Below are 20,377 nucleotides of genomic sequence, written 5' to 3'. Positions count from 1 at the left end.
TCAGTCGCGTATCCGGCGGACGACCGTCTCGGGGCCGATCAGGGCGTCGTCCAGATCGACCTCCAGGAAACCTTGCAGGATCAGCGCGGCAAGGCAGGCCATCGGCCGGCCCTCCCGGAAGTCGGAAAGCGCCTCGGCGACGGTGAGCGATCCCATCTCGTCGAGCGCGGCAAGAATACGCACGCGATCGCCGAGCGGGCATCGATAGAAGCCGTAACGGAGTAGATCTTTGGCGTTGAGAAGGCGATTGGTATAGATGAAGTCGCGCATGGCGACCGGGCGGTATGCGTGCCCTGCCCGCGCGACGGCCAGCTCGATCCAGTCGGGCGGTCTTGGCGCGTCCTCGGCGACGTCGACGACGAAGGTTCGGTCATCCGTCCCGGTGACGACGAAGTCGACGCGGTAGGTCTCCCCGCCATAGATCAGATCGATGCCGTCGCACGACCATCGGGTGACATCCCGATCGACGTCGAGCAGGCATGCGAAGTCGCGGGCTTCCTGGCTGCGGAAGACGGCGAGTCCAGCGCATTTGACGGTGGCAAGCGGGTAATAAAAGCGAGGAGGCTCGTTTCGCGGGACGACATCGCCCGGCGGCCTCTCGAAGGGACTGCTCTTCATGGCACCCTCGTGAACACAATACGGAAAGGCGGACGCCGGACTGGGTCCGGCAGTCGGTCAACGTATTCGTGCCGAGGCGTAGCGAGCGATGTAAAACATGATGGGGAGAACGTTTAGAGAACAGCCGAACGGGCGTCAAGGATCTTCTTCGCGGCTTGGGCATTTGTGTCAAACTCGCCGGCATCTATTATTCCTGGAACCAGGAGTAAGCACGTGACCATTGCGCCAACCGACTATCTTTCACCGCTTCGATTCCCAGAACTGGAAATGTTTGTTGGTTTCTATGTGTGGAGATCTTTGGTCTTTCCCTGGTGGACCCCGAATAGATTTAGAGACGAATTTGTTGAGCAAGTGCGGCACAGGCTGGTCTTCGCCGGTGTGAATGCGGCTGAGGTCGTCGACTGTCTGCGGCGTGCGGAAGACATGTTCGAGCAGAAACTCGCATCGGTTGCATCCGACACTGTCCGCGCCGGTGTTGATCTCGTCACGTTCTTACAACTTAGAGCAAAAAGTGAGATAGGGGCGCAGATGGCCCTCGAGGTAACCACGATAGAAGTCACTGCAAATGAAGAAGCCGAGCACCCTCTATACTCGCGTTTGCTGGAGTCCTGAGCGGCCGCGGGCCATCAATTCAATACGCAAAGGGCGCTCGACCCGTCGCCGGGGAGCGCCCTCGTCCATCCCGGACGACCGCGGCTCGACGGAGAGGGGTGTCGCGCCAGCGGTCATCGAAACGGGGTGTGACCAGTAAATGATAAGAGATGGCGGTCACTTCAATGGTGTGATCCACGCGTGCGGCGAAGGGCAGCCATGCGTTGCGATTTCGGGCGCGGATCACCATATATCGTGAACCACTCACATAGATGGACATCATGGTTTCAAGGATCAGACGAACCTTGACCGTCGGCCAGCGCGCGGCCGCGGTCGAGCGCACCAACACATTCGCGCAGGAGGCGGCCGATGAAGAACGTCGGCGCCGCGAGGAGAAAACCGAACGACTGCGGAAGCTGAGGCTCGCAGCGACCGGAGAGCGGAAGCAGTAGTAAGCGAACGCCTTCGTCGCGAAGGCTGGTTCGCTCACAAAAGTAATCCAACCAGGAGAACTCAATGGATCACGTGTCGAAGAATTTCGGGGCGAGCAACGCCTTGCGAGAAGCACGGCTCGAGAATGGCTACAGTCTGGAGGAACTGGCGATCACCACCGGCCTGACGACCGCCGAGATCGCGGCGTTCGAGCGCGGTGATGAAGTGCCGGGGAACCATGTCGAACGGATCAAGCATGCTTTGAAAAAACCCCGATGCCGGCAGCGACATCGCTCATGGCGACAGGCACTCTTCGCAGATGCCGCAGCAATCCTCGTCCATGAGCGCCCGACGTCCGCAACAGTCGCATAGGGATGCCTCCCCCGCGCCGAGCGTGTTCTGCTCGGGTGGCAGGATTTCCATCATGTCGTCATCGAAGACGGTCGTGAGGACGAGGTTGTTCATGTCGAGGCTCCGGGGGCATTCATTCTGAGATGGTGATGCCGGCACTTCAGTCAAGATCGGCGCCTTGACGGTTCGATAGCGGACGACATCTCAATGGCATGAGCAGAGATTCCTCCCCTTCCTTCGACGGACATCCCGACCGTTCCCTACGATGCCAGGAAGCCATGGACGGAGCCTTCGCCGTGGTCGCGGCTTCGGCCGTCGAGGCGGCGAACTGCGTGCAGAAGCTTGCGCGCGCGGAAAGACGACACCTGCTCGGGCGGGGCGTAACGGCGTCGGGCGCGTTGCGCGGTTTGCTCACCAGAGACCGGAAATATCGCACCGGTGGACGAAGTCGCCGATCGGTTAATCGAGGATATCGCGCGCACATCGATGAGATGTCGGACGAGATCGTCTCGAAGGCGCTGCTGGCGTGGCGAGCCAGATCAGGAGGTTGCGGATACTGAACCGGGAGCCTGCTTAACTTGGATGAGGGCGAGAAACGTAACAGAATGACTTTTGCACCGGGGTAGTGTAAAGCTTGAGCAGGAGACCGAAATGGCACGAGCACATTACATTTCTGACGCAGATGACATGCTTCACGACATTGAGCGGCGTGACGACTCCGAGCGTGGCGAGGTGACTGCGCGCAAAAGGGCTTCGATACGGCGGATGTCTGAAGTTCACGGCTTTTCACCCGAATGGATCGCACGTCAGCTTAATTTGAATACTGAAGACGTCGAACAGGAAATAGCCGAGTTTCACTCCTCTGGACCGAGTCCGAGATAGTCTCTCGCCCGATCAAGTTGATCTTCCAGCAGGCCATCGTCCTCGCGGTAGAACTCGACCGTTCCTTTCCATGACGCATTGCTTTCTGCCAGCAGCGCTCGACCGAGTGGGATTTCTGTCTCGGGAAGTTTGGCGGACATCACCGGCATCTCAAGATCGGCGACATCCCATAGGTTCCGCTGCTCGTCCGAGCCCAGAAGTCGATATATGTTGTTGCGGGTTTCCCAGTCGATTTCGGGAATTTCGACCATATGCGTGACGATGCGCTCCTTGCACCGGCCGAAGTTCCAAGACTCGAAGGTTGGCAGGAACCCCGCGCGAGCCCATGTGTAGGCGCCCGCGTCGATCGCCGTGACACCTAGTCGATCCAAATCGAGTTCACGGGCGAGACGATAGCAATTCCGTGCCAGGAGGCGCCCGTACCCCTGACCTTGGGCGCGCGGGACGACGCCGGTGGTGTTGAGATGAACCTGTCGCTCGACAAATTCGACCGATCGACCGGTGAAGAAAACTTCGCCTTGCCGATCATATCCCTCGATTTCGGCTCGAACAATTTCCTGGTCAATGCTGATTTCGGTGATCGTGCAGTTCCTTGCGAACGGCAAGCCATCCACCAATCGCGAGCAAATGTCTTTGGGAAGGAGGTCGAACCTGTCGAACTTGGATCCCCACCAATCGACGATCTCCTGGGTCACAGGGAAGGCGAAGTCGACATCCTCAATGAACGTGTCCAAATCATGCCAGTTTCGAAATTTCGAAGTCATCCTGCTCTCCGCCACACCATGGAATGATGGGGTTCGGTAAGGCTTTTATCAACTTTCCTGTGCCTTCTCAAAGGAGCCATTGCTGTTGCCGCCTTCCCCGAGCACCCGCAACAGTGTCACATCGAAGCCTGATGAGACGCGTCGCTCTCTTCGCCCTCGAAACCCCATTGCGGCGGCCAGTCGAGCTCGTGTTCCAGCGGCTCCGCCCACTGCTCGTATTCTTCGCGGGAAAACGGCACGGTGTCGCCCGCGGCCTCCCAGGCTTCGTCGTCGTAGGCGTGCGGCGCGCTGAAGCCGATCCCGCCGCCGCAGCAATGGAGATGGACGCCGTAGGCGCGCGACGGCGCGATGCCTGCTGGTTCGTCCTCGTCGCTCAGACAGTCGAACAGCGAAGCACGGATTTCTCTCGCCAGCGCGCTGTCCGGCCCGTGGAGCGCCGGCTCGACGTTGACCACGATCTCCTCCATTCCGAGCGACTGTGCGCGATGCTCCGCAAGCCTGACGAGGTCGGCGTGGGCGAGCGCTGCAAGTCTCCTCGCCGCGCCTCCTTCCCATTGTGCCGAGTTGTCGCCGCCGCCGTCCACGATCCAGTAGGTAAGCTCCCATCGGCGATGTCCGAATTCCATTCGCCGCTCCACGGTCAGAGACGGCCCGCTTATGGACTTGATCGTGAACCTGTTCGGATTCTCGTCGTGCGCGGACACGGCCGCCTCGATCGCCTTCGCCGAAGCGCCGTTGGCGAACTGAGGGAGCACCACGAAATGCGGCGTCGGTTCGAAGGCCGTCCCGGCGACGCCGAGGTCGGGCATCACCTGTCGCTCGTAGATGTTGTCGCCGCGCCGCTTGGAATCCGGATGATGCTCGAAGTATTCCGGCTCGATGATGCCGCCCCTCTCGCGGTCGAACACCAGCGCACAGGGGCAGTGAAGGTCTTTCAGGATGCCGATGTCAGTTTCGGAAATGAGAGGATGCCTGCGCGCGCCATAGAGCATCTTCGAGAGGAAGCTGCTCTCGAACCGGCCGCGCTTCCAGTCGCCGCTGTCCTCCGGAACGATGCCGGGATAGTGCTTCTTGATGTACTCGCCGATAGCGCCGCCATACGGCACGACGCCTGTGCGGCCGCACTCGATGGCGACGTCCAGATCGCCGACCTCCGTCTTCTCAGGATTCACGTAGCTGCCGAACACCCAGATGCGGTCCGCCGCAGCCGGCGCCTCCGCGTCCTGCGAAAGCTTCTGCGCGCGGTCGAGGAGCCCTTTCAGGACCTTGCCGGCCTTTTCCTTCGCCGTCCGTCCGCGCTTCTGCGCGGTGACCAGGGTGGCTCCCGCTTCCGTGAGACTCAGGCGACCGTCCGCCGCTTCCTTCCGCTCGTGGCCGACGGTCGAAATCAGGCCGCGCAGCCAGGCTTCTCCGAGCATCGCGCTGACCACGCCCCCACGAAGCTCGGCCTTCTTGTTGTCCGACACGGTGTTCGGCCATGCACCGGCGCGGACCCACGCGCCTAGCACCGTCTGAAGCTTCGAGGCGGGAAAGCCGAGGAATTCTACGGATTTGTCGAGGATTACGGTCATTGAACGGATCCGGTTTGTATTCGCTCCAGGATGGCGTCTGGCCGTGCAAGATCCAATCGCCGCTCCTGCGTGGACGGAGGTCGGACCGTGCCATGCTCGGCCGCGCACAAAATCCGTTGACACACGACAATATATCCATCATTCTGGATATATGGAATCAAAGGTAGCTATCGCGGCGTTGGCCGCCCTCGCCCAGTCGACACGTCTTGAGACGTTTCGCGCGCTCGTGAAGGCGGAGCCGGACGGCGTGCCCGCAGGCGAACTCGCCCGGATGCTGGACGTGCCGCAGAACACCATGTCCGCCCACCTCGCGACGCTGCAGCGCGCGGGCATCGTCAAGAGCGAGCGGCAGAGCCGGTCGATCATCTACCGCGCCGACCTCGAAGGGTTCCGTGCCCTGACCCTGTTCCTGCTCAAGGACTGCTGCGGTGGCAACGCCGAACTCTGCGCGCCGCTCATCGCCGATCTCACCCCCTGCTGCGCGCCGGAGACCCAGCGATGCGTGAACTGAGCCTCGAACGGATACCAGTCTCCGACACACTGAAGGCGGCTCTGACGTCCGCCGGACTGCTGGTCGACGATCTCGACGGACCGGCTCGCGGCTACTTCGCCCTCTTCGACGGCGACCGTCGCATTCTGGGATATTCCGGCATCGAGTCCTGCGGCGACGACGCCGTCCTTCTTCGCTCCGTAGTGATCGTTCCGGAGTTCCGTGGACAAGGATTCGGCCGTCCGCTCGTCGAGCTGACCATCGCCAAGGCGCCGAGCGCCATGGACGTCTACCTCGCCACGACCGATGCCGCGCCCTTCTTCGAATCCATCGGCTTCGCGCGCATCGAACGCGGGTCCGCACCGCCGGCGATCCTTTCGACCCGCCAGCTATCGKGCCTCTGCCCGGCGTCGGCGACGATCATGAAACTCAACAGGCCACCGACCTAACACGGACGAAGACCATGACCGACAAGACATACAACGTGCTGTTTCTCTGCACGGGCAATTCCGCACGCTCCATCCTCGCCGAATCCATCCTCGAAATGGATGGTGGCGGACGCTTCAAGGCGTTCTCGGCGGGCAGCCAGCCGAAAGGCGAAGTGAACCCGCACGCGCTGAAGGAGCTGGAGGCGCTGGGCTATCCGTCGACCGGTTTTTCGTCGAAGAGCTGGGACGTCTTCGCCGAACCGGGCGCTCCCGAGATGGACTTCATCTTCACTGTCTGCGACAGCGCGGCCGGAGAGGCCTGCCCCGTCTGGATCGGCCACCCCATGACGGCGCACTGGGGCGTCGAAGATCCCGCGGCAGTCGTCGGCACGGAAATCGAGATCCAGCGCGCCTTCGCGCAGGCGGCCCGCTTCCTGAAGAACCGCATCTCCGCCTTCGTCAACCTGCCGCTCGCCTCGATCGACCGCCTCGCGCTCCAGCAGCGTCTTCGCCAGATCGGCTCGCTCGAAGGAGCGTCCGTCAAATCCGCAAAGGCAAAATGAGATGTCGAAGTTCGAACGATACCTGACCGTCTGGGTCTTCCTCTGCATCGTCGTCGGCGTCGCCCTTGGTCATGGCATGCCCGGCGTCTTCCACGTCATCGGCGCTGCCGAGGTCGCGAAGGTGAACATCCCGGTCGCCGTCCTCATCTGGCTGATGGTGATCCCGATGCTCCTGAAGATCGACTTCGGCTCTCTGGCCAAGGTCGGCGGCTACTGGCGCGGCATCGGGGTGACGCTCTTCGTCAACTGGGCGGTCAAGCCGTTCTCGATGGCGCTGCTGGGATGGCTGTTCGTCGGCTGGCTGTTCCGGCCGTACCTGCCCGTAGACCAGATCGACTCCTACATCGCAGGTCTGATCATTCTTGCCGCCGCCCCCTGCACTGCGATGGTCTTCGTGTGGTCGAACCTGACCCGCGGCGAGCCGCACTTCACGCTGTCGCAGGTCGCGCTCAACGATGCGATCATGATCGTCGCCTTCGCGCCGATCGTCGGACTGCTGCTGGGCCTGTCGGCCATCACCGTTCCCTGGGACACCCTGACGATCTCGGTCGTCCTCTACATCCTGATCCCGGTCGCGATCTCGCAGGTCCTGCGGAGACGCCTGACTGCCGACGGCACGACTCGATCCCTCGACGCGCTGCTGACGAGACTGCAGCCGCTGTCGCTCGTCGCGCTCCTCGCCACCCTCGTCCTTCTGTTCGGCTTCCAGGGGGAGCAGATCATCGCTCAGCCGGCCGTCATCGGCCTCCTCGCCGTTCCGATCCTGATCCAGGTCTACTTCAACTCGGGCCTGGCATACCTGCTGAACCGCATGTCGGGCGAACAGCACTGCGTCGCCGGACCGTCGGCGCTGATCGGGGCGAGCAACTTCTTCGAGCTGGCCGTGGCCGCCGCGATCAGCCTGTTCGGCTTTCAGTCGGGCGCGGCGCTGGCGACGGTMGTCGGCGTCCTCATCGAGGTCCCGGTCATGCTGTCCGTCGTCTGGATCGTGAACCGTTCCAAGGGCTGGTACGAAGCCGCGCCCGCCGTCTCCCGAAACGCCGTCACCGAAAGGAACTGACCATGGACGTCACCATCTACCACAACCCCGCATGCGGCACGTCGCGCAACACGCTGGAGATGATCCGCAACGCCGGCATCGAGCCGACCGTGATCGAATACCTGAAGACGCCGCCGTCGCGGGCCGAGCTGGCGAGGATGATCGCCGACGCCGGCCTGACCGTCCGGCAGGCCATCCGCGAGAAGGGAACGCCCTACGCCGAACTCGGTCTCGACGATATCGATCTGACCGACGACCAGTTGCTCGACGCCATGTTGAAGGACCCGATCCTAATCAACCGTCCGTTCGTCGTTACGCCGCTTGGCACCCGCCTGTGCCGTCCCTCCGAGGTCGTGCTCGACGTCCTGCCCGACACGCACAAGGGCGCCTTCACCAAGGAGGACGGCGAACGCGTTCTCGATGCGGAGGGAAAGCGCATTGTCTGAAGGATTCCCCGCTCTTGATGAAAGCCATCTTCGCCAGCCCGATCTCGATGCCTTGCGGCCCGCGTTCTCGGCGCACAAGCCACGCATCCTGATCCTCTACGGCTCGATCCGGGAGGTCTCGTACAGCCGTCTGCTCGCCCATGAATCCCGGCGTCTGCTGGAGCGTCTCGGTTGCGAGGTGAGGATCTTCGATCCCAGGGGGCTGCCGCTGCCCGACGATGCGCCGGTCAGCCATCCAAAAGTCCAGGAGCTCCGGGAGGTGTCGGAATGGTCCGAGGGCCAGATCTGGATCAGCCCGGAGCGCCATGGCGCGATGACGGGGGTTATGAAGTCTCAGATCGACTGGATTCCTCTGGCCGTAGGTTCCGTACGGCCCACGCAGGGCAAGACGCTCGCGGTCATGCAGGTGTCTGGCGGATCGCAGTCGTTCAACGCTCTGGGCCAGCTCCGAATCCTCGGTCGCTGGATGCGCATGATCACCATCCCCAACCAGAGCAGCGTCGCCAAGGCGTTTCAGGAATTCGACGCCGACGGGCGTATGAAGCCGTCGTCCTACTACGACCGCGTCGTCGACGTCTGCGAGGAGCTGGTGAAGTTCACGCTGCTGACCCGCGACGCCTCGTCGTACCTCACCGACCGCTACAGCGAGCGCAAGGAAGACGCCGCCAAGCTGGAGCAGCGGGTGCAGTTGAAGTCAATCTGAAAGCGTGGGCTATTCCGCGGCGACGAGATCCCGTCTCGTCGTCATCGCGACGCTGGCGAATGCAGCCATTCCCACGACGCCGAGCGCGGCGGTAGCGAACAGCGACAGGCCGATCCCGAGGCTCTGCATCGCGGCCGCGAAGGCAAAGGGCGCTGCGGCCCCAAGCGCCAGCCTAGCGGCCGCCATCTTGCCCGTAATCGCTCCGTAGCCGTCGCTGCCGAACAGGTAGAGGGGAAGACTGCCCTGAGCGATGGAGTTGATGCCCGATMCCAGCCCCAGGCAGATCGCGAAGGCGACCGATCCCGGCAGCCAGCTTCCGCTCACGCCCAGGATGACGATGCCGACGACCATCAGCGCCGCCGAGATCACCGCGAGGACGGGCGGGGACAACCGCGTCCCGAAGATCATGTTGATCAGGCGGCTCAGAACCTGCGCCGGGCCGAACAGGGAACCGACGACGACCGCCGCCGCGCCCAGGCCGAGATCGTCGAGMATCGGAACCATGTGAGCGAGAATGGACGCCAGCGTGAAGCCAAGGATCGCGAAGGCGGTCGACACGACGATCATCGCGCCACGGACCCTTTCCGGCGGCACCGCCCCGACGACGTGCTCACGCGCGCGGACGACCCCGGCCGCAACGGCGGCCCGGCCCCTCCTCGCCATCCACAGGTGCAGCGGCATGCAGACCAACAGGTTGAGGACCGCGAAGGTTACATAGATCTCGCGCCATGTGAGATAGCCCATCAGCGTGGCGGAGATCGGCCAGAAGATCGTCGACGCGAAGCCGCCGATCAGCGTCAGATAAGTGATGCTGCGCGACGCGGTCTTTGGATCGCTTTCGACCAGTGCCGCGAACGCGGCCTGGTACTGAACCATGCCGGACGCGATCTCGATCAGGACCACGGCGATCGCAAACACGACGATGGACGGAGACCAGGCGCAGAGCCCGAGCGTCAGGGCTGAAAGCACAGAGCCGATGGTGAGGACCGTCGCCGCGCCGATCCGATCCATCTGCTTTCCGATGATCGGTGCGGAAAGGCCGCCGACGAATAGCGAGGCCGAGAATACGCCGAAGACCTGTTGGAGGGAGATGTCGAGATCCTTCGCCATTCCAGGCGCGAGGATCGAGAAGGAATAGTAGAGCGTGCCGTAGCCGATGATCTGCGTTAGCCCGAGAGCCGATATCGTCGCGACCGACGTCGTCCCCATTGCATCAGACATTTGCGACGTCTTTTTCCGGTTCGCTGGCGCAGCAGGCATCAGCATTCTCCGGTTCCCCGGTGATCCGAGGGTGTCCGGCGCAGCAGTCGAGCATCAGGAACCGCACGAGACCGGAAAGCGCGTCGTAGTCGGCGCTATATACGATCGAGCGCGATTCCCTGCGCTGCGCGACCAGTCCGGACCGCTCGAGCTCCTTCAGATGGAAGGAGATGTTGGACGGGGAGACGCCCATCTTCTCGGCGATCGCTCCGGCCGCCATTCCGGCGGGACCGGCCACCACGAGGGTGCGCACGACGGCGAGACGGGTCTCCTGCGACAGCGCCGCGAACGACATGAGGGCTTGACGTTCTTCCATATTTCAACAATCCTTGAAACGTTGAAATCAGGGATAACCGATATGAACGTCATCGACAAGACCCAATCGAGCGACATCGATCTGGGCGCCCTTCTGTCGGCGCTCGACGCCAACGCCGGCGTCCCGCTCGTCTTCCGCTACGATGACCGCGACGTCAGGACGGGCTACCACGTCACCGAGGTGAAGAGCGGGCGCTTCGACGCGCTGGACTGCGGCGGCAATCCGGAATCATGGACGGAAATCTTCATCCAGCTATGGGACGTCGACGAGGACGCGCGCATGCACATGCCGGCCGGCAAGTTCGCCGCCATCATCCGCAAGGTATCCGAACACGTCGGCCTACCCATGAGTGCCAAGCTGACGTTCGAGGTGAGCGACGGCGTCGCGCCGATGGCGCTCTACTGCGCATCGACGCCCCAAGTGCGAGACGCGGTCGTCCGCATCGACCTGTCGCCGCGCCCGGCGAGCTGCAAGCCGCGCGACCGGTGGCTGGAGGAACAGACGCGGACGTCTTCCTCGTGTTGCGGCCCGGCGTCGACCTGCTGCGCGTGACCGGGCCGTCGACTATGAAAATGCGGCGGACTGGTCTGGGTCCAAGCCGTCCTCATACTGCTGGTCAGCCACGAATAGCCCGGCGGCCCACGCAGGTGGGGCGACCAGGCGGGCTAAATGCCGACACCGCTTGACAGTCCGAACAAAATGAGAACATATGCGCGTCGGCATAGATGCCTGCAGCAATGATCGCTGCAACGCCAGACAGTTTCCTCACGCGGAGACATGACATGACCCGGATCGATTTACGAATACGCCACTAGGTGCGGCCTGGACAGCGCGCGGGAGTCCCGCGCCTCCACGCACCGCGTATCGCCGGGGATCTTTCGACCAGCCTCCATTTTCATACATTCGACAGTTCGTGCCGTTGGAACGGCATGCGCGGCGCGTGGTGCGGGGCGGATTCGGAACTACTTGATCGATACTTCGTGTACCACGCCGTACCACATGATTTCGCCAAACCGTGCCGAGGAAGACTTCGTTCTTTAGCGACGTAGTCTCGCAAGCTGCTGTTTCATCGTCGTTTTCCGCTAAGTGGTACAACTGGCGGCGCGCTTGATTCTTCGGCGTTCATAAAGCACGGTCCGCTCGCCCGGCCGATCAGCCGCGCACCATTAAAACCGACGTCGTGCCCGACGCGCTCCGCCTTCGCGGATCGTGAATGGAGAGGTTTTGTCTTGAGTGACCTTTTACGAATTCAAAGGGTTCCCGCCCCCGTAGACGCCGCGGATCTTGTCGATCTGGGAGTCTCCGTCGAGATCGTCCGCCGGCTGGCGGAGCTTGCGCCCTACCCGGCCGAAGCGCTCCGCAGGCGCTCGGTCTTTCAGCCGTCCGCATATCATGTCAAGACGAGCGAGGCCCCCGATGCAGCTTCATGAGCGACTGAAGAACCAGGTCTACTGGGACGAGGTCTTCGGCAAGGGAAACACCCCCAAGAAAGAGATCAAGCCGGGAAGCCGATACGTCACCCTGCCCGGATGGCATCCGACGGCGAAGTCCGTCCGCGGCGTCGTCCGGACGCGCGAGCCGTTGATGGCCGACGCGATGATCCACGTCGATACGAACCCCTTCAACATGGCGGTCGCAGAGTTCCCCGTCTCCGTCGGGTATCGCCCCTCGTCCGGGAAATGGAGGGAGCATGTTCCCGATCTGGCCATCCGACGCCGCGACGGTTCCGTCGTCGTGATCGACGTGATGGGCTTCTACGTCCAGCGCCATCTCGGGTGGCCGGCCCATCGGACGCAGGCCATGTGCGAGATCTTCGCCGATCTGGGCGCGCAGTATCGCCTCCTGGACGAGCGCACGCTGCACATGCGGCCGTTKATCGACAACCTGCGCACCATGTGGCGGCACAAGAGGATCGCCGCCCAGCAGCCCTGGATCGACGAGGCCGCCGCGGAGATCCTCACGCTTCCCCTGCCGACCCGGATCGGCACGGTCATGCGCTCGATCACGCGGAACACGCTGATGGGACGATGGGCCGACGAAGACGAGTGGAAGACGGTAGGCGAGGTCAATCCGGCCTTCTCCGCGATCATGCAGTTGGCGATGGAAGGCAGGATCGGGGTCGATGTCCGGGTCCCGTTTTCGCAGTTCACGCATATCACGCCGCCGCCGCCTGCGTTTGCGGCGTCCCCAACAACCGAACTGCGCTTCGAACGAGCGGCATGACGAACCGGAGGATCTGCGATGTCCTTTGAATATACCGACGGGCGCTATCTGCAGCCCGTGAAGACCTTCTACGAACTCGACGTCCCGCCCGATCCGGGCCGCGGGTTCGACATGCAGTGCCCCGACCTCCGTGTCGGGGACGCCTTCACGCTCTTTAACGCGGAGAAGACGCGTTACGCGATGTTTCGCTTCGTGAACTGGTTTCAACCGTCGCCGGAATTTCCGGCGATCGCCCAGTTCCAGCAGCTCGTCACCAACGACAGCATCACCCTTTCCATCTGGCAGATCGGCGAACTGAACCGCCAAAAACGCATCAGGCCGATGTCTGCCAAAGGGGCCGCAGGGAGAAACCTGCCAGGTGCCGCGGCGTCGGTCACCGAGGCGGAGCGAAAGAGCGCTCACCGGCGAATGGCCTACGTCGACGCGTGCCATCTCAGGATGATCGAACTGCGGACGCGCACGCTCACTAGAAAGCAGCGAGGCGACGTCATTGAGGAGGTGGCGAAGGAGATCAAGGATCCAAAGCCACCGTGCGTCAACACGGTCTACAACTGGCACGACCGCGACAAGAACGGCGGCCGCTTCGACCGTCTCATCAACTTCGTCCGCCAGGGCAATTCCGGCAACTACGGTCCCCGCGAGGGCAGCGAGGTCGTCCGCGCCATGCAAGAGGCCGTCCATCTCGCCGTCCAGGCGGGCGGCCAGTGGGGGATGGTGCAGGCCATCCTCATGGCGCTCGCGCAGCCCGACGGCGACTTCCACCATATCCGGGAACTCCTGCTGAACGAAGACGGCACCTGCCGCCACAGCGATAGGACGATCCAGCGCCGGCTGCACGATCTGAACGACTACGAGCGCGACGTTCTGGAGAGCGGACGAGACTATGCCGAAATCAGGCACATGACCTCGCTGCGTCAATTGCGGCCGGAGGCGCCGCTCGAGATCGTCGATGTCGACCATGCCGTGATGAATATCATCGGCATCGATCCGGAGCTCGCCATCGCCTATGGCCGCCCGCACGTCCTCACCTTCCGTGACCGCTGCAGCGGGATCGTGGTCGGGTTCTCGATCTCCTTCCAGCCGCCGTCCTACGAGAGCTTCTTCGAAGGGCTCCAGCACATGCTCTTCGAGAAGTCGATCGATCCACTCTCAGGTGCGATGTACCCGTGGTGGGGCCGTCCGCTGCGGCTCGGAACCGACAACGCCAAGCACCTTGTCGGCCTCAACATCACCGAATCCTTGAAGGAACTCGGCATTCAGACAGTCGCCTATCGCCCCGCCAGAGGCTGGGAGAAGGGCGCCGAGGAGCATCTCTTTCACATCCTCGACCGGGCCGTCGTCAATCGGCTGCCGGGCGCTACGGGTCACTCCGTCGCCGAGCGGATGAAATACGACGAGGAGATGCAGAAGGCGATGCCGAAGATGACCCTGCCGCAGATCCGAGGTTTCCTCACCTACTACCTCGCCTACATCCACCACCTGAAGCCGACGCAGGGTCTGGGCGAACTGGCCACCTTTCAGGGAATTCCTGACGAAGTCTGGCGGGCTGGCATCAAGCGGGCGCCCTCGCCTCCCCTGATCGATCCGGAAATCTTCGTTCGTATCGCAGGTCAGTACGCCGAGGTGTCGCTGAACCCGAAGAAGGGCTTCGTCTGGGATCACATCACCTACGTCTCTCCCGAACTCCTGTTTCTCTCCACCCAGCGTGCGAGCAAGGGGAGGAAGTTCAAGGCGCGTCGCTCTCCATGGAATCTCGGCGTCGCATGGATTCAGGACCCTTACGCGAAGACCGAGCGATGGCTCGAGGTCCCTGCGGCGCCCGCCGACCAGCCCTATGCGAACGGTCTGCGATACTACGAGCACAAGTGGATCCGCAAGTTCCTGCGCGAGAAGATGAAGAAAGCGGTGAACGCCGCGAACCTGCTCTTCGCGAAGACCGAACTCGCCAAGGCCGTGATCAAGGCCCATCAGGCGCACGGGACGATCAAGACCGGTCGTACGCTGGCTTCGCTTTACGAACGTGCGGTCGGCAAGTTCGCCATGTCGCGGCGCTACAAACTGGCCAGTACCGAATACGGCGAGAACCACATCGATATGGCCAACCCCGCGATCCAGGAGGCCCCGCCCGTCCTMAGCAGCCGCGCCGGTCTCGTGACGCCTTTCGAAATGCMAGACCGGAAGAACCACGAACCAAAGGTCTTTCCGGACTCGCCGCTGACCGACGAGGCTGACGCCGGCTCGCCCGACATCGGCTTCGACGAGTTCGGCGGATGGCTGGTTTAGGAGGCGACGAGATGCCCGGACACTCGGATATGATCTTCGACACACCAGAGGCTCGGGCCGTCGCAAGCCGCCTTCCGGTTTCGAAACGTCAGCACATCATCAAGTTCCTGAGAGTGCCGTATCACACCTATAACCGGGGCCTGGCGATGATCGCCAGGCTTCATCGTCCAGTCGACGGCGGCTTGCCGAACCTGGGAGTGGTCGGCGGGCTGCTGGGGGAATCCGGCGCCGGCAAGACCGTGATTAGCGAGGCCTACGCGGAGCTTTATACGGCACGCGAGGGCGAGATGGGGATGGAATATCCCGTCCTTTACGTTAGCGCATCGCTCGGGATGTCTCGCCAACGGCTGGGGAACAAGTTCCAGCGCGCGACGGCCTCGCCCCATCGAATTCTTAGCCGTGAAGATCCCATCGACTGGTCCGTCGACCGGGTGCTGAAGTGCAGGACGGAACTGCTGATCCTGGACGACGCCCAATTCATGTTCTTCAATCACAGGTCTTCGCACGTGGCTGCCGAGATGTATGGTTTCGTCAAGGACGTCATCGACACGCGTATGGTCAGCGTGCTGCTTGTTGGCGAGCCTGATGTCGACAAGTTCGTGTATGACATCCCGTCTTTCGAGAGGCGAGGTTATCGATCGGAGTTCCTAGATCCGTTATCGGCCACTCCGGCCGGCCTCAAGCTCTTCGCCGACCTTCTCAAAAGCATCGACAGGCGTCTTCCATTCGCTCTCCCCAGCCGTCTGGATGAATACGTCACCGATTTCCATAAGCACAGCGCCGGCCAGATCGGCCGGGTGATGAACCTCGTCGAGGAGGCCGGCTACCTTGCGCTTAATGATCGTTCCGCATGCATTCTGGTCGAGCACTTGCGGGAGGCGGTGCGCACGAGGATCCGTCCCGGAGACGATTTCGACTATTTTGGCTACAAGGCAACGCTACAATGAGTGCGCGCCCATTTACGTTCTGGCGGGTTCTCCCTCTGCCCGGCGAACCGGCGAGCAGCTACTTCAGCCGCCTGGTGATGGACGAGTGCTCCTATCTTCCAGAAAACTACGCCTCCGAGATCGGGATCAATCGAATCTTCCGGTCAGACGAGCTGCTCGAGCGGATCTTCCTTCTGCCTATCTCCGAAGAGTACAAGGAGCGGCTTCGGTGGTGGACGCCTGTCGAGGCGAAAGGAAGCGTTCGCCTGGCAGGCCAGATATTCGCACGAGGCCAGTTTCGTTGGGCCCGGAATCTTCAGTGCCGAGAATGCGTAGCCGAGACACCCTACCACMGCGTATGGTGGCAGCTCGAATGTTTCAGGACCTGTCCGGTTCATCATTGCGTGCTCGAACCCCTCGCCTACGCGCGGACTACGTCGGGGCGCCGGTGGCCGCGCTTTGATCGCGTCTTGCAGGAACGCGTCGCCAACGTCGAGTTGGGAGACGGCGCGGACACCTTCGAATCCCATATCATTCGGACCCTTCTCAATCCTTCGTGCCAGGCGTCGCCCCGGCACCTGACCGACTACATCGAATGCGCGCAGTTCGCCGGGCGTCTGCTCGGCAACGAAAGAAGCCCATCGGTCCCGCCGTTCTCGGCCAAGGACTGGGAAGTCGGCTATCACGCCTTGAAGGGCGGGCTGTCCCTCTTCGAGGATCAGCTCCGATCATGGCTCCGCGTGAATGCGCCGACGCGGAACGCTTATCAGGACCGCGATCTGGTCGGGTGGGCGGCCGAATATCTTTCCGATCAGGCGGGGCCGTTCGACCCCGAGCTGGATGACCTGCCCAACCCGATGCATGTCCAGATTTCGGCTATCATCAGAGCCGAATGCCGCCACGTGCTGGGCCGCTGAACAGTCCTGCATTTCCCAAGCCATTGACCTATCCGAAAGGGTGTTGTCTCATCGTGTGCAGCACTGTGCCGACGCGATTCCACCCTTGGAATCCAGTCCAACATTATGCTGGCACCCGTCGCTCCATCCAGGTTTTTGCGTGCTGCTGTCTAAGAGCGCCCGTTTGGACGGGAAGATTCCGGTAACGAAATCAATAGTTCCGAATCCAAGATTATCCGGCGACGCTCACCTGTTTCTGCTAAGTTACAATGTTGTTATGCACACCCACACAGCGACTCCTATTTTCACCTTCGATTCGGGATTTTCCAGCTACGCCGCCTGAACGCCCAACAGCTTCATCACCGACGTCTTGACCTGCTGGGCGGCCTTCGACAGGCCGTCCTCTCTCTCGACGAGCTGGATGCAGCTCTTCGGAAGGTCCGGAAGTCCGGTGTCTTTCGGCAGAACAGAGAACCCTGTCGGAACGGTTCCCTCGGCCATCACGGTGATCGCGGTCCCGGAACTGACAGCGCTCTTGATGACCTCCCCGCTCCCGGTTGTCACCACCTCGCGATATGGCAACCCTTCCTCCTTCAGCAACTTGATAGTAGCCGCCCTGAACGCGCATCCTTCGGCATAGAACGCCATKGGTAGCGGCCTCTTCTTGTCATGCACGTACTCGTTGGAGGAGACCCAGACGAGCTTCGGCCGACTGAGGATCATGGAATGGCTCTTCGTGTTCGGCAGCGTCACGATGGCGAGGTCGAGCTTGCGCGTCTCCAGCAGCTTCTCGAGTTTGACGCTCATCAAGCACGTCACGTTCAACTCGATCGCCGGGAACGACTCGTCCATCACCCTCATCAGTCTCGAAAGGAAAGCCTCGCCGTAGTCCTCGGCGACGCCGAAATTCACGGTGCCTGCCAGCTTGCCATTTCGAAGATGGTCGATGAGTGCATCGTGGCGATCCAGAAGCCCCTGGACATGAGGCAGGAGCTCCCTGCCCGCCGCGCTCAGCTCCACAAGATGGTAGCTCCGTTCGAAGAGCTTGCGACCAATGCCGTCCTCCAGCGCCTTGATCCGGAGTGACACGGTGGCCTGCGAACAGGCAAGCTTTTCACCCGCCCTGGAGAAGCTCCGCTCGGAGGCCACTGTGAGGAAAGATCTCAGCAATCTGATGTCCAGGTCGATCACTATTAAGATTCCCAATTCTATTCATAGAAACTTCTCATTTTACCAATTCCAAAACATCAGTCTAGTCTCCGTCAGTCGCACAGGATTGCCACTGACGGAGAGCACGACGCTGCTATCCTTCGATATTGGAGAACTGCATTGAGAACCTTCCGCGCCGAAGGATACGATTTCATCATAGTTGGCGCGGGCACAGCGGGGTGTGTTCTCGCCAGCAGGCTCAGCGAAGACGATCGCGCTTCCGTGCTCCTGCTCGAAGCCGGCCCGTCGGACAAGAGCTGGATCCTGCGCATGCCTGCTGGCCTTCGGTCCGCTTTCAAGCCGACCAGCACCTATAACTACTGGTTCAAGACCACGCCCCAGGCGAACCTCGACAACCGCGAGATCGACCAGCCACGCGGTCGGGTCCTTGGCGGCTCCTCCTCGATCAACGGCATGACTTTCCTGCGGGGAAATCCTCGGGACTTCGATGACTGGCGCGACCGGCACGGTTGCGACGGCTGGGGCTACCGGGACTGCCTTCCCTACTTCAAGCGTTTCGAGCGGCTCGAAGGCGCCGAGGGTCCGTTCCGTTCGTCCGAAGGAATGGTGCGGGTGAAGCGTCAGCAGCATCTTGGCGCTCTGAACCAGGCTTTTCTCGATGCTGGCCGTCAGGCGGGTCACGAGGAAGTTGCGGACTTTAATGGCTTCCGCCAGGAAGGCGTCGGCAAGTTCGAGATGAGCGTGGGCGCTGGCGTCAGGTCAAGCTCGTCAAACTCATACCTCCATTCGCAGCCGGCGCGAAAGAACCTCCAGGTGCAGACCGGATGCCAGGTTCTGAAGGTTCTCTTCCAGGGCAACCGCGCGATCGGCGTTCGTGTAAAGCGCGGCTCGGAAGTCACTGACGTATTCGCTTCGCAGGAAGTCATCCTGAGTTCCGGTTCTTTCGGCAGCCCCCAGACTCTGATGCTCTCGGGCGTCGGACCTGCAGACGATCTTAGCCGCTTGGGGATCGAACCGGTCCTTGATGTGCCCATGCTTGGACAAAACCTGCAGGACCATTTCGAGACTCATATCCAGGTCGAGTCCGACCTCAAGTACAGCCTCAACCAGTATCTGCGGCTCGACAAGATGGTGTCGGCCGGGATCCAGTGGTTCGCCTTCAAGAAGGGACCGGCAGCCGTCAACCAGTGTCATGTCGGAGCCTTCCTTCGGAGCGATAGCGGGATCAGCCATCCCAATCTTCAGATCCACTTCTTCCCGGTATTTTTCGGCCCGAACTGGATTCCCGATCCCCGCGTTGGTGGCTATCGGCTCGGCGTCGGCCCGATGCGTCCAGAGAGCCGCGGATCGGTCCGGCTGCAATCGGCCGACCCTTCGCAGCCGCCGCTCATCGATCCGAACTACCTGGCAACCGAACGCGACAGGCGTGAGACGCTGCGGGGATTGAAGATGGGCCGCGAAATACTCGCGCAGCCGGCCTTCGCTCCATACCGCAAGCGGGAGGACGCTCCAGGCGCTCAATGCGTCACCGATGCCGATCTCGAAGCATTTATCCGGCAGGATGTCTCCAGTTCCTTCCATCCCTGCGGAACGGCGCGCATGGGCCGTACAAGCGATCCACAGTCAGTTGTCGACCTTGAGCTCCGTCTCATCGGCGCGGAAGGCCTGCGTATCGTAGACGCGTCGGTCATTCCTTCCATTCCCAGTGCGAACATCAACGCGGCGACCTTCATGATCGCGGAGAAGGCGTCCGACATCATCCGCGGCCGCAGGCCGCTGGCGCCTCTCGATGTTCCCTATTTCAAAGCCCACACGGAGGCCCACCATGACCGCGCAGTCGGATCGTAACTTCTCCACCGATCGAATCCGCCGGGAGGGCGCGTCTCAGGAAACGAAACGGCAGACCGCGTCGTGGACCACATGGGAGGCGGTCGGGCCTGAGCCGTTCGAGATTCATTATGATCGTCCCGTGTCATTCTTCGTCGCAGGCGGACGTGCCTGGATCGACTTCAGCGACGGCACGAAGCTCGACATCCAGTCCGACGACTTCGTCACAATCACTCCGGACATCAGGGGTGTTTGGAACGTCATCGAGCCGATCACGAACCTCTACATGTACCACGACACCAAGAGCGGGATTTGACCTGTCCCTGACGGCAGTCATCGCGGACGGATCAATGGAAGAAGCAGCGCCGATGAAGTTGGAAGCCCAGCCGAAAGCCTCGCATTTCATCGATGGGGAATATGTCGAGGATACCGAGGGCACCACCATCGAAACTCGTACAACCTTGCCCCGGTCGAAATCCCCTTCGGCGGCTCCAAGCAATCCGGCTTCGGCCGCGAAAATTCGCTGGCCGCGCTCGAGCATTATTCCGAACTGAAGACCGTCTATGTGGGGATGGGCAGCGTCCAGTCGCCTTACTGA

At 61.8% G+C, this 20,377-nt stretch carries 24 protein-coding genes and 1 pseudogene; 17 read left to right on the top strand and 8 right to left on the bottom strand.

Annotated elements, in window-relative coordinates:
* On the bottom strand, positions 1 to 618 hold the full coding sequence (locus tag QD357_RS10495) for a hypothetical protein (protein WP_414124263.1): 618 nt from the start codon (positions 616 to 618) through the stop codon (positions 1 to 3).
* A gap of 213 nt (positions 619 to 831) precedes the next feature.
* Between QD357_RS10495 and QD357_RS10490 the strand changes: the two genes are divergently transcribed.
* Positions 832 to 1,230, top strand: a complete 399-nt coding sequence (locus tag QD357_RS10490; RefSeq protein ID WP_414124262.1) for a hypothetical protein — start codon at positions 832 to 834, stop codon at positions 1,228 to 1,230.
* Positions 1,231 to 1,249: 19 nt separating this feature from the next.
* Here the strand turns inward: QD357_RS10490 and QD357_RS10485 are convergent, their stop codons facing one another.
* Positions 1,250 to 1,699, bottom strand: coding sequence for a hypothetical protein (locus QD357_RS10485; protein WP_414124261.1), 450 nt, complete (start codon positions 1,697 to 1,699; stop codon positions 1,250 to 1,252).
* 26 nt (positions 1,700 to 1,725) lie between these two features.
* Between QD357_RS10485 and QD357_RS10480 the strand changes: the two genes are divergently transcribed.
* Positions 1,726 to 2,013, top strand: coding sequence for a helix-turn-helix domain-containing protein (locus QD357_RS10480; protein WP_414124260.1), 288 nt, complete (start codon positions 1,726 to 1,728; stop codon positions 2,011 to 2,013).
* Here QD357_RS10480 and QD357_RS10475 read toward each other — a convergent pair.
* Positions 1,936 to 2,106 carry a hypothetical protein gene (locus QD357_RS10475; protein WP_414124340.1) on the bottom strand — a complete coding sequence of 57 codons (171 nt, stop codon included), beginning with the start codon at positions 2,104 to 2,106 and terminating at the stop codon, positions 1,936 to 1,938. The genes QD357_RS10480 and QD357_RS10475 overlap by 78 nt on opposite strands.
* Positions 2,107 to 2,270: 164 nt before the next feature.
* On the opposite strand from QD357_RS10475, the gene QD357_RS10470 reads away from it, so the two are divergent.
* Entirely contained in the window at positions 2,271 to 2,552 is a 282-nt protein-coding gene (locus QD357_RS10470) for a hypothetical protein (RefSeq protein ID WP_414124259.1), read from the top strand.
* A gap of 294 nt (positions 2,553 to 2,846) precedes the next feature.
* On the opposite strand, the gene QD357_RS10465 is transcribed toward QD357_RS10470, so the two are convergent.
* Positions 2,847 to 3,569, bottom strand: coding sequence for a hypothetical protein (locus tag QD357_RS10465; RefSeq protein ID WP_414124258.1), 723 nt, complete (start codon positions 3,567 to 3,569; stop codon positions 2,847 to 2,849).
* Positions 3,570 to 3,754: 185 nt separating this feature from the next.
* Entirely contained in the window at positions 3,755 to 5,209 is a 1,455-nt protein-coding gene (locus QD357_RS10460) for a hypothetical protein (RefSeq protein ID WP_414124257.1), read from the bottom strand.
* A gap of 151 nt (positions 5,210 to 5,360) precedes the next feature.
* On the opposite strand from QD357_RS10460, the gene QD357_RS10455 reads away from it, so the two are divergent.
* The 6 genes from QD357_RS10455 to arsH are packed head-to-tail and all read left to right on the top strand — an operon-like array spanning position 5,361 to position 8,878.
* Positions 5,361 to 5,720: an ArsR/SmtB family transcription factor gene (locus QD357_RS10455; protein ID WP_414124256.1), complete on the top strand. Its 360-nt coding sequence runs from the start codon at positions 5,361 to 5,363 to the stop codon at positions 5,718 to 5,720.
* Complete coding sequence (locus tag QD357_RS10450) at positions 5,708 to 6,148, top strand: GNAT family N-acetyltransferase (protein ID WP_414124255.1); 441 nt, start codon at positions 5,708 to 5,710, stop codon at positions 6,146 to 6,148. Before QD357_RS10455 ends, QD357_RS10450 begins: the two co-directional genes overlap by 13 nt.
* Before the next feature lie 14 nt (positions 6,149 to 6,162).
* Positions 6,163 to 6,690: an arsenate reductase ArsC gene (locus QD357_RS10445; RefSeq protein WP_414124254.1), complete on the top strand. Its 528-nt coding sequence runs from the start codon at positions 6,163 to 6,165 to the stop codon at positions 6,688 to 6,690.
* 1 nt (position 6,691) lies between these two features.
* Positions 6,692 to 7,750: an ACR3 family arsenite efflux transporter gene (gene arsB / locus QD357_RS10440; protein ID WP_414124253.1), complete on the top strand. Its 1,059-nt coding sequence runs from the start codon at positions 6,692 to 6,694 to the stop codon at positions 7,748 to 7,750.
* A 2-nt stretch (positions 7,751 to 7,752) separates the two neighbouring features.
* Positions 7,753 to 8,175: an arsenate reductase (glutaredoxin) gene (arsC, locus tag QD357_RS10435; RefSeq protein WP_414124252.1), complete on the top strand. Its 423-nt coding sequence runs from the start codon at positions 7,753 to 7,755 to the stop codon at positions 8,173 to 8,175.
* Entirely contained in the window at positions 8,150 to 8,878 is a 729-nt protein-coding gene (gene arsH / locus QD357_RS10430; RefSeq protein WP_414124251.1) for an arsenical resistance protein ArsH, read from the top strand. Before arsC ends, arsH begins: the two co-directional genes overlap by 26 nt.
* Positions 8,879 to 8,887: 9 nt before the next feature.
* Here arsH and arsK read toward each other — a convergent pair whose 3' ends face one another.
* The gene (gene arsK / locus QD357_RS10425; RefSeq protein ID WP_414124250.1) at positions 8,888 to 10,099 is read right to left on the bottom strand and encodes an arsenite efflux MFS transporter ArsK; all 1,212 of its coding nucleotides are present in this window, start codon (positions 10,097 to 10,099) and stop codon (positions 8,888 to 8,890) included.
* A complete protein-coding gene (locus QD357_RS10420; protein ID WP_414124249.1) occupies positions 10,092 to 10,454 on the bottom strand; it encodes an ArsR/SmtB family transcription factor in 363 nt (120 codons plus the stop codon). Before QD357_RS10420 ends, arsK begins: the two co-directional genes overlap by 8 nt.
* 42 nt (positions 10,455 to 10,496) lie before the next feature.
* Here QD357_RS10420 and QD357_RS10415 point away from each other — a divergent pair, with 42 nt between their 5' ends.
* The 5 genes from QD357_RS10415 (at position 10,497) to QD357_RS10395 (ending at position 16,803) form a co-directional block, all read left to right on the top strand.
* Complete coding sequence (locus QD357_RS10415) at positions 10,497 to 11,006, top strand: DUF6428 family protein (RefSeq protein ID WP_414124248.1); 510 nt, start codon at positions 10,497 to 10,499, stop codon at positions 11,004 to 11,006.
* Between the two features lie 864 nt (positions 11,007 to 11,870).
* Positions 11,871 to 12,677, top strand: a complete 807-nt coding sequence (locus QD357_RS10410) for a hypothetical protein (protein ID WP_414124246.1) — start codon at positions 11,871 to 11,873, stop codon at positions 12,675 to 12,677.
* A 57-nt stretch (positions 12,678 to 12,734) separates the two neighbouring features.
* Positions 12,735 to 14,960, top strand: a complete 2,226-nt coding sequence (locus QD357_RS10405) for a hypothetical protein (protein ID WP_414124245.1) — start codon at positions 12,735 to 12,737, stop codon at positions 14,958 to 14,960.
* A gap of 29 nt (positions 14,961 to 14,989) precedes the next feature.
* Complete coding sequence (locus QD357_RS10400) at positions 14,990 to 15,907, top strand: AAA family ATPase (RefSeq protein ID WP_414124244.1); 918 nt, start codon at positions 14,990 to 14,992, stop codon at positions 15,905 to 15,907.
* Positions 15,904 to 16,803, top strand: coding sequence for a TniQ family protein (locus QD357_RS10395; RefSeq protein WP_414124243.1), 900 nt, complete (start codon positions 15,904 to 15,906; stop codon positions 16,801 to 16,803). The genes QD357_RS10400 and QD357_RS10395 overlap by 4 nt, the downstream gene beginning before the upstream one ends.
* Before the next feature lie 309 nt (positions 16,804 to 17,112).
* Here the strand turns inward: QD357_RS10395 and QD357_RS10390 are convergent, their stop codons facing one another.
* Entirely contained in the window at positions 17,113 to 17,973 is an 861-nt protein-coding gene (locus QD357_RS10390) for a LysR family transcriptional regulator (RefSeq protein WP_414124242.1), read from the bottom strand.
* Positions 17,974 to 18,111: 138 nt separating this feature from the next.
* Here QD357_RS10390 and QD357_RS10385 point away from each other — a divergent pair, with 138 nt between their 5' ends.
* From QD357_RS10385 to QD357_RS10375, 3 genes and pseudogenes are all read left to right on the top strand, one after another.
* Positions 18,112 to 19,800 (top strand): choline dehydrogenase, encoded by a 1,689-nt coding sequence (locus tag QD357_RS10385; protein ID WP_414124241.1) that lies wholly within the window; start codon positions 18,112 to 18,114, stop codon positions 19,798 to 19,800.
* On the top strand, positions 19,778 to 20,095 hold the full coding sequence (locus QD357_RS10380) for a hypothetical protein (RefSeq protein ID WP_414124240.1): 318 nt from the start codon (positions 19,778 to 19,780) through the stop codon (positions 20,093 to 20,095). Before QD357_RS10385 ends, QD357_RS10380 begins: the two co-directional genes overlap by 23 nt.
* Before the next feature lie 132 nt (positions 20,096 to 20,227).
* Positions 20,228 to 20,377 (top strand): annotated as a pseudogene (locus QD357_RS10375) (aldehyde dehydrogenase family protein); the annotation flags it as partial.

This window comes from Rhizobium sp. BR 317 (assembly GCF_047445835.1).
GTDB lineage: Bacteria > Pseudomonadota > Alphaproteobacteria > Rhizobiales > Rhizobiaceae > Rhizobium > Rhizobium paranaense.
This window is presented reverse-complemented; position numbering and strand designations above follow the sequence as displayed.